The sequence below is a fragment of the Bacillus sp. ZY-1-1 genome, assembly GCF_003047165.1.
Lineage (GTDB): Bacteria > Bacillota > Bacilli > Bacillales > Bacillaceae > Bacillus > Bacillus velezensis.
On sequence record NZ_CP027061.1, the window covers coordinates 1652596 to 1665794 of the forward strand.

Below are 13199 nucleotides of genomic sequence, written 5' to 3' on the forward strand. Positions count from 1 at the left end.
CCGGTCTCTTTTTGCGTTCAGCTGTCAGAACTTGATCCGCTGTCTCCTGTAAATACAGACACGATCGCATTCCAAATCGAAGCGAAGAAATCAATAACTTTTTGAACAAAGCTTTTGCCTTCATCGGATTGAATGAACTTCGTGATTTTGTCTTTTGCCTTATCGAGCTGGCTGCCGACTTGGCCCCAATCAATCTTGGCATTTTTCATTTTATTAAACAATGAAACGAGCTGGTCTTTTTGAGCGTCAGTCAGTGTAATATTAAGGTTTGAAGCCGCATCATCGACCTTTTTCTCGATTCCTTCTTTTGTATCGGGCACACCGTTTTTCGCGAAATCATCTTTAATGTTTGCGATAAGCGCGGAGGCGTTTTTATCCCCGATTTTATCCCCGAGATTTGAAGTGGTGACAAGCTCTTGGTTGGCGACCTGTTTTACATCTTCTGAAATCGCTTTGTCTGATGAGACTTCATATGCCTTGATGATTCCCGTTAATGCTGCGGTGCCTGATACCTCAAACGGCGCCGTCACGTATACTTTCGCATCTTTCACTCCTGCTGTCATCAGGGCGTTTAAGTACATTTCATCCGTAATGGAATCGATATTATGGGTCTTAACGTCAAGCCCGGACCCTTTCTTTGCCACCGTAATGGATGACGAAGAGATGGCTCTTGTGCCGATTTGGGCATTCGATATATATTTTCCCAGATATTCATGTTCTTCTTTATTAGTGACCGTCACTTTTGTCGCGTTATCAGGGACATTTAATTCGTCAAGCACTTTCTGACGGTTTTCGTTTGACAGATCCGCCCCCAGTGTGACGATGACATCTCCGACTGCGGCATCGGCCAGGCTGATTTTCGGTATTGTGCACAATACAACGGCCGCCGCCAGCAATCCAATCCACATTTTTTTCAAAGCGGTTAACCTCCTTCTTTTCACAAATGCCGTTTTGAAGCGGTTTGTGAGGACCTGCGTGAAGCAGTTCCGATACATAGACGGCTGTGAAGCTGTTCTGGTTTCATTTTCTTTCTGCGGAAGCGGGGAGATTCGTTTTCCGGCTGAAGGTGTGGTATAATAGCCGCGAAAAGAAGAGCAGAGGCCTCTTCCTTCAAAAGAATATCAAAAAGAAAGCCGGCTTACAATTGAAATTCATATTAAAGAAGGCTTTGACAAAAAACAATACGGAAGTAGGAATGAGAATGAAAACTGGTTACATCGAAATGGAAAACGGCAGCAGAATCGAATTTGAACTTTATCCGAATGAAGCGCCTAATACAGTCGCTAACTTTGAAAATCTGGCGAATACGGGCTTTTATGACGGCGTTATTTTCCACCGCGTGATTCCGGGCTTTGTCAGCCAAGGCGGAGATCCGACTGGGACAGGCATGGGCGGAAGCGGAAAAACGATCAAATGTGAAACAGAAGGCAATCCGCATAAACACGAAGCCGGTTCTTTATCAATGGCGCATGCCGGTAAAGACACGGGTTCAAGCCAATTCTTCATCGTACATGAGCCGCAGCCGCATTTAAACGGCGTTCATACTGTATTCGGAAAAGTGACAAGCGGTTTAGAGCATGCGAAAAACATGTCTAACGGAGACAAAATGAAAGAAATCCGTGTAGAAGGATAATGACGGAAAACCCGCCTTTTTCAGGCGGGTTTTTTTATGTATATGAAAATTCTCATGTGTAAATCATGAAAAAATACATATATGAACATCGGTGATCATTCTGGTATAGTGAAAAAGACCGATTACAACAATGAAAAGAGGTAGAAACGTTGGTTCAATTGGCAACCGTTTTATTTGTCATTATCATTCTCGCACTTATGATTTGGTTCAGGGTAAAAAAGGGAAACAGGCCGATTAAAGGCGGCGGCTTAGGCATCATTCTCCCGCTTTTGATTATCGCCGTCATTTTCACATTCAGTATCAGCCAGCTCATGAATATCCCGGGAAAGCCGTTTCATTTTCCCGCTCTTTGGGAGCTCGCCATCGCCGGACTGTTAGGCGCGGTATTCGGTATCATCATGCTGTCGCAAACCGCCTATGAAATCCGGGAAGACGGCTTTGTCTACTCCAAGCGGAATAAAAACTTTAAATATGTCATTATCGCGATTATTGCGATCCGTATCGCGCTCAGCCAATATTTCAAAAGCATTGACGCGGCGGAATTCGCCGTTTTAACGATGGAGCTTGCTTTTGTGTATTTGTGCATTTGGCGGATCGGAAGCTTCGTGAAATACCGTAAAATCAGCAGATCCGGCTTATAAAATGAAAAAAATGGATGGGGTGCGGGGCTTATTTGCCCTCTGTGCAGGGATTCATGGTAAAATAAAAATGACCATGGCTAATGGGAGGAAATCACTTGAAATCAGAAAAAGAAAAAACTTCTAAAAAAAGCGCCGTACTTGATTGGGCGAAAGCCATTATCATCGCTGTCGTTCTGGCACTGCTCATCCGAAACTTTTTATTTGCCCCTTATCTCGTTGATGGAAGATCAATGGATCCGACGCTGCATGACCGCGAGAGAATCTTTGTCAATATGACGGTCAAATACATAAGCGACTTCAAACGCGGCCAGATCGTCGTGCTGAACGGAGAAAATGAGCACTATGTCAAACGGATTATCGGACTTCCCGGCGACACGGTGCAAATGAAAAACGATCAGCTGTATATCAACGGCAAAAAAGTGTCCGAACCGTATTTAGCGGCAAACAAGCACAAGGCGAAGCAAGACGGCTATGACCGGCTGACAGAAGACTTCGGCCCGGTGAAAGTGCCGGACGACAAATATTTCGTCATGGGTGATAACCGCAGAGAATCTATGGACAGCCGCAACGGCCTCGGTCTTTTTACGAAAAAACAAATAGCGGGCACATCAAAATTCGTCTTCTTCCCGTTTAACGAAATTCGCAAGACGAAATAAACCGTACAGGCAGTTTTCTTCATGAGAAAACTGCTTTTTTTATATAAATTTATCTCTCCACCCTCAAAAACAGAACATAAATTCGTATATCTATTTAATAGATAGAAAGTTTTACAGATACATGAAACATCTTCCCTTTATGAAACGTTATATGAATAACTCACGCAGGGAAGAACGGTTTTCTATTCATGAAAAAAAGGAATATGACATAGTAATGAATAGATTGATACGGGCTGGAGGTAGAAAAATGGGAAGAATTAAAACAAAAGCAGCCATTTTACTTGTACTGCTGCTGTTATTAGCGGGCGGTTATATGGTCATAAACGATATTGAACTGAAAGACGTGCCGACTGCAATCGGACAAACCCTGTCCCAGGAAAAAGAAGAATATACAGTCAAAACATATAAAATTACGAAAATCGAAGGAACTGAGTACCACGGTACGGCAGCGAACGGCACAAAAATTATTTTTAACGGCGACAAGCTGAAGCAGGATCTCTCCGATGTAAAAAAAGGTGATAAGATTAAAGCGTATTTCAGCAAATCAAACCGGATTGACGGCTTATTGAAGGTCGTCAAAGTGAACGAATAAATAAAGACGCCTTTTATGGGAAAAGGGCGCTTTTTATTTTTCTGAATAATGAGGTGCAAATTCATTGCGCCTGCCGCAAAGGATGTTATAATAGCGGATAAGGACAAAAAAATATTGATTGTATCCTTCGGGGCTGGGTGAAAATCCCGACCGGCGGTAATAAGGCGCTTTGCGCTTTACAGCCCGTGACCCGTATGCATCTGTATACGGTGGATTCAGTGAAAAGCTGAAGCCGACAGTGAAAGTCTGGATGGGAGAAGGATGAGAGAAGCTATGCAAAAAATAAACTTACTGTATAGTCTTATTTCCTATGGATTAAAACTGGCAAAGCCCCGAACTGTGTAAACATTCGGGGCTTTTTTGACGCCAAATTGCGTGGAAGAAGGGAGGGATAACAATGGATGAATATTATATGAATACGGCAATAGAACTTGCCAGACGCGGTGAAGGACAGACACAGTCCAATCCTCTTGTCGGCGCTGTCGTCGTCAAAAACGGACAGATCGTCGGAATGGGCGCCCATTTGCAATACGGAGAAGCGCATGCCGAGGTTCACGCGATTAATATGGCCGGCAGACACGCAAAAGGCGCCGATTTGTATGTGACGCTGGAGCCTTGCAGCCATTACGGAAAAACACCGCCATGCGCCGAACTGATAATAAAGTCGGGGATAAAAAGGGTGTTCATTGCTGTGAAAGATCCGAATCCGCTTGTAGCCGGAAAAGGCATCGGAATGCTGGAAGCAGCGGGCATCGAAGTGAAAACCGGACTTCTCAGGCAGCAGGCAGAAGAGCTGAATAAAATGTTTCTTCACTTCATGCGGACCGGACTTCCGTATGTCACCTTGAAAGCGGCCGCGAGCCTTGACGGGAAAACAGCGACCGAAACCGGTGACAGCAAATGGATTACATCAGAGGCGGCAAGGCTTGATGCCCAGCAATACAGGAAATCGCATCAAAGCATTCTTGTCGGAGCAGGCACAGTCAAAGCCGATAATCCGAGCCTGACCTGCAGGCTTCCTGATGCGGTGAAGCAGCCGGTCAGAGTGATTCTCGATACAAAGCTGACCATTCCTGAAACGGCAAATGTGCTCACTGACGGTGCTGCGCCGACATGGATATTTACGGCCAAAGGTGCAGACGTGCAAAAGCAAGACCGGCTGACCGCACTCGGAATAAAAGTTTTTCCGCTGGAAACAGACCGCATTCACATCCCTGAGGTGCTCAGTATTCTCGCTGAAAACGGAATAATGTCCGTTTATGTGGAAGGCGGAGCATCCGTACACGGAAGTTTTGTCAAGGAAGGCTGTTTCCAAGAGCTTCATTTCTATTTCGCCCCTAAATTAATCGGAGGAACGCTTGCTCCCAGCTTGATCTCCGGTGAAGGTTTTCAATCAATGAAAGATGTCCCCCATTTGCAATTCACACAAATCACCCAAATCGGGCCGGATATAAAACTGACGGCCATACCTAAAGATGGAAAGGATGGTGACGATGTTTACAGGAATCGTTGAAGAAACAGGCACGATCCAAGCAATCAAAAAGACAGGCCTTTCCATGGCATTAACCATCGCCGCTTCAAAAGTGACTAGCGATGTGAAACATGGCGACAGCATTGCGGTAAACGGCATCTGCCTGACCGTAACCGGATTTTCTGACAATCAATTTACGGTTGATGTCATGCCGGAAACAGTGAAATCCACTTCGCTGAACGGCTTGTCAAAAGGCAGTAAAGTAAATCTGGAAAGAGCGATGTCCGCCAACGGACGGTTCGGCGGCCACTTTGTATCAGGGCATGTGGACGGAACGGCGGAAATTACGCGGATCGAGAAAAAAAGCAACGCGGTCTATTACGATTTAAAACTTTCGCCGGAATTGACAAAAACGCTCGTATTGAAAGGTTCAATTACGGTAGACGGCGTGAGCCTGACGATTTTCGGTCTATCAGATGAAAGCGTGACGGTATCCATCATTCCGCATACCATCTCAGAAACGATTTTTCAGACGAAAACAGTCGGATCGACCGTAAATATTGAGTGTGACATGATCGGCAAATACTTATACCGCTTTTTGCACAAAACAGAACAAAAGAAAAGCAATCAAACTATCACGGAAGCCTTTTTAAGCGAGAACGGCTTTTAGAAAGGAAGATCGATATGTTTCATCCGATAGAAGAGGCGTTAGAGGCGCTGAAAAAAGGTGAAGTCATCATTGTTGTCGATGATGAAGACAGAGAAAACGAAGGAGATTTCGTAGCGCTGGCTGAGCATGCCACGCCTGAAGTGGTGAATTTTATGGCGACCCATGGGAGAGGCCTGATCTGCACGCCGCTGTCTGAAGACATCGCCGGCCGGCTGGATCTTCACCCGATGGTCGATCATAATACGGACTCACATGAGACCGCCTTTACGGTCAGTATTGACCACAGGCTGACAAAAACGGGCATCAGCGCTCAAGAACGTTCTTTTACCATTCAGGCGCTGTTGAACGAGGAATCTGTGTCTGACGATTTTCAGCGTCCGGGCCACATTTTCCCCTTAATCGCAAAAAAAGGAGGCGTCCTGAAGCGGGCGGGCCATACGGAAGCAGCCGTTGACCTTGCAAAAGCCTGCGGCTCTCAGGGAGCGGGCGTCATTTGTGAAATTATGAATGAAGATGGCACAATGGCCAGAGTGCCGGAGTTAGCCGAAATCGCCGAACGTCACCAGCTGAAAATGATTACGATAAAAGACTTAATAGAGTACCGTTACAACATTACGACACTTGTGAACAGAGAAGTTGATATTACGCTGCCGACTGACTTCGGCACGTTTAGAGTTTATGGATATACAAACGAGGTTGACGGAAAAGAACATCTCGCCTTTGTCATGGGGGATGTCCCGTTTAACAGCGAACCAGTTCTTGTCAGAGTGCACTCAGAATGCCTGACGGGCGATGTGTTTGCATCCCATCGCTGTGATTGCGGACCTCAGCTTCATGCCGCGCTTGCGCAAATTGCTGAAGAAGGCCGCGGCGTTCTATTGTATTTGCGCCAGGAAGGCAGAGGAATCGGTTTAATCAATAAGCTGAAGGCGTACCGATTGCAGGAACAAGGGTACGACACGGTTGAAGCGAACGAAGCGCTCGGCTTTCTGCCTGATCTGCGCAACTACGGCATCGGCGCCCAGATTCTCCGCGACTTAGGGGTTCAGCATATGAAACTTTTAACCAATAACCCCCGGAAAATCGCCGGCCTCGAAGGATACGGTCTCAGCATTTCGGAACGGGTGCCGCTTCAAATGGAAGCGAGTGAGCATAACAAGCAGTATTTACAGACCAAAATGAAAAAACTTGGACATCTGCTTCATTTCTAAAAACAAATCTCACAAAAAAGGATGGATAACATATGAATATCATACAAGGAAACCTAGTAGGAACAGGACTTAAAATCGGAATCGTCGTCGGCAGATTTAATGAATTTATAACGAGCAAGCTGTTAAGCGGAGCGGAAGACACGCTGCTTCGCCACGGTGTAGAATCAAACGACATTGACGTCGCTTGGGTGCCGGGAGCGTTTGAAATCCCGTTTGCGGCAAAGAAAATGGCGGAAACGAAAAAATACGATGCCGTCATTACGCTCGGCACGGTTATCAGAGGAGCGACAACGCATTATGACTATGTCTGCAATGAAGCGGCAAAAGGCATCGCCCAGGCGGGAACGGCGACGGGCGTCCCGGTTATCTTCGGCATCGTGACGACTGAAACCATTGAGCAGGCCATCGAACGAGCCGGAACAAAAGCCGGAAATAAGGGAGCGGATTGCGCAGTATCTGCCATTGAAATGGCAAATTTAAACCGTTCATTTGAATAATTTGTTGAAAAGCGTTTAAAACCGCGGCGAAAATGATATAATGTGAGAAAACGGATCGCCTTTATGTATCCGTTTGATAGGACATGAATGGACATTTTGGATATAGAGGGGTTTTTATGTTAATTCGTTATAAAAAATCGTTTGAAAAGATTGCGATGGGTCTTCTGTCATTTATGCCGAATGAAAAAGATCTCAAGCAGCTTCAGCAGACAATAAAGGACTATGAAACGGATACTGGCCGCCAGCTCTTTCTTTGGAAAGAGGATGAAGATATCGTCGGAGCGATCGGAGTCGAAAAAAAGGACTCAGAGGTTGAAATCCGGCATATCAGCGTGAATCCTTCTCACCGCCATCAAGGAATCGGAAAGCAAATGATGGACGCCTTAAAACGTCTGTTCAAAACGGAGGCACTCGTTCCGAATGAATTAACGCAAAGCTTTTTTGAACGCTGTCAACATCAAAAAGATCAGGATATCTCATATAATAACTGACAAATGCTCCCGGAATCTTCACGGTTTCGGGAGCTGTTTTGATATAGAAAAAGCAGGGCTGACCGTCAGCCTCTGCTTTTTTTTCTTCTCTCAATTTCCCGTTCGCGTTCCTTAATGACATCCGTCCTGTCCCGCAGGCGGTGTTTATGAATAAGAAAGGTATCTGATACGCCGTCTTGCCCCCATGTATAGCCCTTTCGGCGGCATTCGGCAAGACATGCTTCTTTCAGGGCTTCATCTGTAATCGGAAGCATAACACTTCTGTAAGGCAGGCCCGCTTCTATATCGTCTGACAGCGTTTCTATCAGCTCAATCAGCTTCGGATGGCTGAGACCGAGAGAACAGACCGCCTGCTTTTCAGACCGGAGAATACGTAAGCTGTTGGCAATCAGCCGTTTCGCCCCGGCTTCATTTCCCCTGCGCTGGTGATACAGAGCGACGGCAAGCTGAATCAGGCCGACCCAATGAATGCTCCGCTTTTCAGCCGGGCTTTCTTTCCAATATTCCTCTAACAGTTCATGACACTCAAAATAATCTCTTGATGCGTGAAATTCGGCCAAAAAGCCGATATAAGCTTTAGGATACAAGCCGCTTCCTCCTTTTATGCTAAAACCAGTGTACCACAGCGCTTTGAAAAGGAAAAAAGAGCGGCTTGGTGTCTGAAGCCTGAGGAACTAGCAGATGTAAGATGCTCCTACGACAACGAGCAAAATAAACAGAACGACAATTAATGCAAAACCTCCGCCGAAACAAGCTCCGCTCATGTGAAATCAGCCTCCCTTTGTTTCAAGTTTACACGGCTATCCTATGTGCATCCGCCTTTAAAGGTATAGGCGTATATCTTCTTTTTCAGTATTTTCTAAATAACGGAGGACGTGTATAAAAGTATTGGACGAGAGCATTTCGGTGGATTATACTAAAGGGTAGCCAGTTTTTCCGGCAATGAGAGTGATATTGAAAATGGTGAGATAATGGTAGAATATCAAGTGAAAATTGATACGTTTGAAGGCCCATTGGACCTGCTGCTTCATCTGATTAACCGTCTTGAAATCGACATATATGACATACCCGTGGCAACCATTACTGAACAATATTTATTATATGTACATACAATGCAAGAGCTTGAACTTGATGTCGCCAGTGAATATCTGGTCATGGCGGCGACGCTTCTCAGCATTAAAAGCAGAATGCTGCTTCCGAAACAAGAGGAAGAGCTGTTTGAAGACGAAATGCTTGAAGAAGAAGACCCTCGGGACGAGCTGATTGAAAAGCTGATTGAGTATAGAAAGTATAAAACCGCTGCGAAGGATTTAAAAGAGCGGGAAGAAGAAAGACAAAAGTCATTTACAAAGCCGCCGAGTGATTTAAGTGAGTATGCAAAAGAAATCAAACAGACCGAGCAGAAACTGTCGGTGACCGTTTATGACATGATCGGCGCGTTTCAAAAGGTGCTTCAGCGTAAAAAAATCACGCGGCCGAAAGAAACGACCATTACAAGACAGGAAATACCGATTGAAGACAGAATGAAAGAAATCGTAAAAAGTTTAAAAACGGCGGGGAGAAGAATAAACTTCACGGAGCTTTTTCCTTCTCGGCAAAGGGACCATCTCGTCGTGACGTTTTTAGCAGTCCTGGAACTGATGAAAAATCAGCAGATTATCATTGAACAGGAAGAAAACTTTTCAGATATATACATTACGGGGAGTGAATCCATTCATGGCGTTTGATATCGTGAATTGGAAAGCGATTGTGGAAGCCCTGCTGTATGCGGCGGGTGATGAAGGACTGACCAAAAAGCAATTGGTGACGGTGCTTGAAATAGAAGAAGCGGAACTGGCCGGAATCATGGAAGAAGTGGCCGCTCAGTACAAGGAAGACGACAGAGGCATCGAGCTTACCGAATATGCGGATACGTATATGCTTGGAACGAAAAAAGAATTCGTGCCTTATTTGAAAAAACTAATCGAAGTGCCGTCAAAAGGGCTGTCGCAGGCTTCTTTGGAAGTGCTGGCGATCGTTTCGTACAAGCAGCCGATCACACGGGCGGAAATTGAAGATATCCGGGGCGTGAAGTCTGAGCGGATTCTGCACAGCCTCGTGTCAAAAGCGCTGCTGTGTGAGGTGGGCCGCGCCGACGGTCCCGGCCGGGCGATTTTATACGGCACGACACCGGTATTTCTTGAACAATTCGGCTTAAAAACATTGGAGGAGCTCCCGCCGCTTCCTGAAAATGCGGAGGAAGACGTTCTCCAGGAGGAAGCCGATTTATTCTTTGAAAACTTCAACCAAACTTTTGAGGATATTAAATAATAATCGTTTTTCATCATACGATAGTAGGGAAAGGCCATTGATGAATGACGCAAATGACGACGTACAAGAGAGGAAGGAAACGGACGGAAATGGGAAATTCGATTGTGAGGGCCCATACTGAAGAAACTGGTGAATTTTTAGCCGAGGTTGTCACGATGGTCAGCAGCTATTTAAATCATACAACATTGCCGGAGATGCGGGCTCAAGGAGAGGCGGATGAGGCATACTGCCGCGACGTGCTCAGTGTGCTGAGGAGGATGACCGTCTTTTGCGAAGGCGCCCAGGAAGCCTGCCGGCGGCTCTTAATGCAGGAACCGTTTCATGAGGTGAGAGCGGAAAAAACGCTGTATAAAGTGTATCATCAGTGCGTGGAAGAATTTTTCATGCCGAAAAAGGATACATGGTACGAAAACAGCCGCGCCGCTTATACAGGCCAAAGCGCGATTGAGTTCTACCAGCAAGTGCCGGACTCGCTGCGGAGCCTTCTGCTTTCGCTCAGCAGTGAATTTCTGCGGATGCGGGAAGAATTGGCGCAATATGAAGCATCAGGCTCAAATATGGCATCAGTCAGATAAAAACTCTTCCTTTTGGGAGAGTTTTTTTATGTGAAAGTGATGCAATTGGTATTCATAAGTCATGGACAGGCGCATAAACTTGTACAAACCCACAACAAGGACGTGAGCATTCATGCGCTTTCTCAAAAAAGCTGCCGTATTTCTTTTGACTTTTGTTATTCTTTTTTCCATTACAGACGGCAATACGGCACATGCCCAAATACATGTCAGCGCAAAAAGCGCGATTATTATCGACGGAGCATCTGGCAGGGTGTTATTCGCCAAGGATGAACATCATAAGCGGCGGATTGCAAGCATTACGAAAATCATGACGGCGGTGCTGGCGATTGAATCAGGAAAGATGGAAGAGACCGTGACGGTTTCCCCGAATGCCGTAAAAACGGAAGGCTCAGCCATTTATCTTCAGCCGGGACAAAAAGTAAAGCTGAAAGATCTTGTATACGGGCTTATGCTGAGATCAGGAAATGACGCCGCTGCGGCAATAGCTGAATATGTCGGCGGAAGCCTTGACGGTTTTGTATTTATGATGAACAAAAAAGCCGAGCAAATCGGGATGGAAAATACAAAATTTCAAAATCCGCACGGGCTGGACGACCATGAGAATTTATATTCAACGGCGTATGACATGGCGCTTTTGACTAAATACGCAATGAAAATCAAGGAATACCGGATCGTTTCAGGCACAAAAGTGTATAAGGCGGAAACGATGGACCGGGTATGGAAAAATAAAAACAAGCTTCTGACTGGGCTCTACCGTTACAGCACAGGCGGAAAAACGGGTTACACAAAAATCGCGAAACGGACGCTCGTTTCGACGGCTTCAAAAGACGGAACGGATCTCATCGCGGTCACCATAAATGATCCGGATGACTGGGATGACCATATGAATATGTTTAATTATGTCTTTGAACACTATAAAACCTATGTCGTCGCTAAAAAAGGCGGCATTCCGAAGCTGAAAAAGACGTTTTACGGAAAACACGCTTTTATTGCCCGGGATGTCAAATATTTATTAAAAGAGGATGAAATCGACGATGTAAAAATCCGCACAACCTTAATAAAACCGAAAAAAGCCTGGAAAAAGGACGCCTCTCTCATTCCTGATGTCGTCGGCCGGATGACTGTTATGCATGATGGGAAAGTGATCGCCAAGATTCCCGTCTATTATGAAAACGAGCGCCATAAAAAACCGAAAAAGCATTTCATTGAGACGTTTACGAGCCTGTTTATGAGCGCGGCGGGCGGTTCGTCATGGTCAATTTAATCTGGGTATGTCTGACGGTAATCGGACTTGTCTTTGCGATGTTTAACGGTACCTTGCAGGATGTGAATGAAGCTGTTTTTAAAGGAGCAAAAGAAGCGGTTACGATCTCGTTCGGATTAATGAGCGTGCTCGTCTTCTGGCTCGGCCTGATGAAAATAGCCGAGCAGTCCGGCCTTTTGGATATATTCAGCAGAATGTGCCGCCCGTTTATCTCTAAGCTGTTTCCCGATATTCCCCCTGATCATCCGGCCATGGGGTACATCTTATCAAATCTCATGGCAAACTTTTTCGGACTGGGAAATGCGGCGACACCGCTCGGCATTAAAGCCATGGAGCAGATGAAAAAGCTGAATGGAGGTAAGTCTGAGGCCAGCCGTTCCATGATTACCTTTTTGGCGGTAAATACATCGAGTATTACATTGATACCGACAACCGTCATTGCCGTGCGCATGGCTTATTCGGCGAAATCACCGACCGATATCGTCGGGCCGACCATCTTAGCGACTTTAATTTCGGGAATCGGCGCGATTTTCATTGACCGCTACTTCTGGTACCGCCGCAAAAGAAAAGGGAGGTAAGCGAATGGAAATGGTGAATTGGCTGTCTTTAGCCATGATTCCGATTATTATCGCCGGTATATTGATATACGGCACGATCAAAAAAGTGCCGACGTATGAATCATTCGTTGAAGGCGGAAAAGAAGGAATTGAGATTGCGTTTTCCATCATTCCGTATTTGGTCGGGATGCTGGTGGCGATTACCGTATTCCGGGCCTCAGGCGCGCTGGATTTTGTCATGGGGCTGTGCAAGCCTTTCTTTACAGCGCTCGGCATTCCCGCAGAAGTCGTGCCGCTTGCTCTGATCCGCCCGATTTCGGGGACGGCGGCGCTCGGCATGACGACAGATCTGATCGCCGTGTACGGGCCTGATTCATTTATCGGCAGACTGGCCTCGGTCATGCAGGGATCGACTGACACGACGCTGTATGTCCTGACGGTGTATTTCGGGGCGGTCGGCATCAAAAAAATGGGGGATGCTTTAAAGGTTGGTCTTCTTGCTGATCTGATCGGGGTGGTTGCATCAATCATCATAGTTACGTTATTATTTGGAAGCGCCTGAAATCAGGCGCTTTTTATATATCAGAATAACTCTCCTTGAAAAAGCTTGTTTGTTCAAGGGGAAAAAAGT

18 protein-coding genes and 1 riboswitch are annotated in these 13199 nt (G+C 45.9%); of the genes, 15 read left to right on the forward strand and 3 right to left on the reverse strand.

Annotated features, from left to right (window positions below; all coding sequences use genetic code 11):
* Positions 1–17: 17 nt before the first annotated feature.
* On the reverse strand, positions 18–917 hold the full coding sequence (locus C5I45_RS08480) for a DUF1002 domain-containing protein (protein ID WP_003153362.1): 900 nt from the start codon (positions 915–917) through the stop codon (positions 18–20).
* A 284-nt stretch (positions 918–1201) separates the two neighbouring features.
* Here C5I45_RS08480 and C5I45_RS08485 point away from each other — a divergent pair, with 284 nt between their 5' ends.
* The 9 genes from C5I45_RS08485 (at position 1202) to ribT (ending at position 7862) form a co-directional block, all read left to right on the forward strand.
* On the forward strand, positions 1202–1633 hold the full coding sequence (locus C5I45_RS08485) for a peptidylprolyl isomerase (RefSeq protein ID WP_003153363.1): 432 nt from the start codon (positions 1202–1204) through the stop codon (positions 1631–1633).
* A 149-nt stretch (positions 1634–1782) separates the two neighbouring features.
* Positions 1783–2274 carry a CcdC protein domain-containing protein gene (locus C5I45_RS08490; protein ID WP_014305331.1) on the forward strand — a complete coding sequence of 164 codons (492 nt, stop codon included), beginning with the start codon at positions 1783–1785 and terminating at the stop codon, positions 2272–2274.
* Positions 2275–2354: 80 nt separating this feature from the next.
* The gene (gene lepB, locus C5I45_RS08495; RefSeq protein WP_032861567.1) at positions 2355–2930 is read left to right on the forward strand and encodes a signal peptidase I; all 576 of its coding nucleotides are present in this window, start codon (positions 2355–2357) and stop codon (positions 2928–2930) included.
* Between the two features lie 247 nt (positions 2931–3177).
* Positions 3178–3522, forward strand: a complete 345-nt coding sequence (locus C5I45_RS08500; protein ID WP_003153366.1) for a hypothetical protein — start codon at positions 3178–3180, stop codon at positions 3520–3522.
* A 119-nt stretch (positions 3523–3641) separates the two neighbouring features.
* A riboswitch (FMN riboswitch) is annotated at positions 3642–3788 on the forward strand.
* 131 nt (positions 3789–3919) lie between these two features.
* Positions 3920–5035: a bifunctional diaminohydroxyphosphoribosylaminopyrimidine deaminase/5-amino-6-(5-phosphoribosylamino)uracil reductase RibD gene (gene ribD / locus C5I45_RS08505; RefSeq protein WP_024085544.1), complete on the forward strand. Its 1116-nt coding sequence runs from the start codon at positions 3920–3922 to the stop codon at positions 5033–5035.
* Positions 5016–5663, forward strand: a complete 648-nt coding sequence (ribE, locus tag C5I45_RS08510) for a riboflavin synthase (protein ID WP_107994334.1) — start codon at positions 5016–5018, stop codon at positions 5661–5663. The genes ribD and ribE overlap by 20 nt, the downstream gene beginning before the upstream one ends.
* A gap of 14 nt (positions 5664–5677) precedes the next feature.
* Entirely contained in the window at positions 5678–6874 is a 1197-nt protein-coding gene (locus C5I45_RS08515) for a bifunctional 3,4-dihydroxy-2-butanone-4-phosphate synthase/GTP cyclohydrolase II (RefSeq protein ID WP_003153371.1), read from the forward strand.
* Between the two features lie 32 nt (positions 6875–6906).
* Entirely contained in the window at positions 6907–7371 is a 465-nt protein-coding gene (gene ribH, locus C5I45_RS08520; protein WP_003153372.1) for a 6,7-dimethyl-8-ribityllumazine synthase, read from the forward strand.
* A 116-nt stretch (positions 7372–7487) separates the two neighbouring features.
* Positions 7488–7862, forward strand: coding sequence for a GNAT family N-acetyltransferase RibT (gene ribT, locus C5I45_RS08525; protein WP_003153373.1), 375 nt, complete (start codon positions 7488–7490; stop codon positions 7860–7862).
* Positions 7863–7927: 65 nt separating this feature from the next.
* On the opposite strand, the gene C5I45_RS08535 is transcribed toward ribT, so the two are convergent.
* On the reverse strand, positions 7928–8449 hold the full coding sequence (locus C5I45_RS08535; protein WP_003153375.1) for a DUF309 domain-containing protein: 522 nt from the start codon (positions 8447–8449) through the stop codon (positions 7928–7930).
* Positions 8450–8536: 87 nt separating this feature from the next.
* Positions 8537–8626: a YjcZ family sporulation protein gene (locus C5I45_RS08540; RefSeq protein WP_003153376.1), complete on the reverse strand. Its 90-nt coding sequence runs from the start codon at positions 8624–8626 to the stop codon at positions 8537–8539.
* Between the two features lie 207 nt (positions 8627–8833).
* On the opposite strand from C5I45_RS08540, the gene C5I45_RS08545 reads away from it, so the two are divergent.
* The 6 genes from C5I45_RS08545 to spmB all read left to right on the forward strand — a co-directional run bounded on the left by C5I45_RS08545 (position 8834) and on the right by spmB (position 13130).
* On the forward strand, positions 8834–9589 hold the full coding sequence (locus C5I45_RS08545; protein WP_003153377.1) for a segregation/condensation protein A: 756 nt from the start codon (positions 8834–8836) through the stop codon (positions 9587–9589).
* Complete coding sequence (scpB, locus tag C5I45_RS08550) at positions 9579–10172, forward strand: SMC-Scp complex subunit ScpB (RefSeq protein WP_003153378.1); 594 nt, start codon at positions 9579–9581, stop codon at positions 10170–10172. Before C5I45_RS08545 ends, scpB begins: the two co-directional genes overlap by 11 nt.
* 89 nt (positions 10173–10261) lie before the next feature.
* Positions 10262–10747 carry a DUF3907 family protein gene (locus tag C5I45_RS08555; RefSeq protein WP_003153380.1) on the forward strand — a complete coding sequence of 162 codons (486 nt, stop codon included), beginning with the start codon at positions 10262–10264 and terminating at the stop codon, positions 10745–10747.
* A gap of 112 nt (positions 10748–10859) precedes the next feature.
* Positions 10860–12011: a D-alanyl-D-alanine carboxypeptidase family protein gene (locus C5I45_RS08560; RefSeq protein ID WP_043867252.1), complete on the forward strand. Its 1152-nt coding sequence runs from the start codon at positions 10860–10862 to the stop codon at positions 12009–12011.
* Positions 11999–12589: a nucleoside recognition domain-containing protein gene (locus tag C5I45_RS08565; protein WP_003153385.1), complete on the forward strand. Its 591-nt coding sequence runs from the start codon at positions 11999–12001 to the stop codon at positions 12587–12589. The genes C5I45_RS08560 and C5I45_RS08565 overlap by 13 nt, the downstream gene beginning before the upstream one ends.
* Before the next feature lie 4 nt (positions 12590–12593).
* The gene (gene spmB, locus C5I45_RS08570; protein WP_003153387.1) at positions 12594–13130 is read left to right on the forward strand and encodes a spore maturation protein SpmB; all 537 of its coding nucleotides are present in this window, start codon (positions 12594–12596) and stop codon (positions 13128–13130) included.
* Positions 13131–13199: the final 69 nt, after the last annotated feature.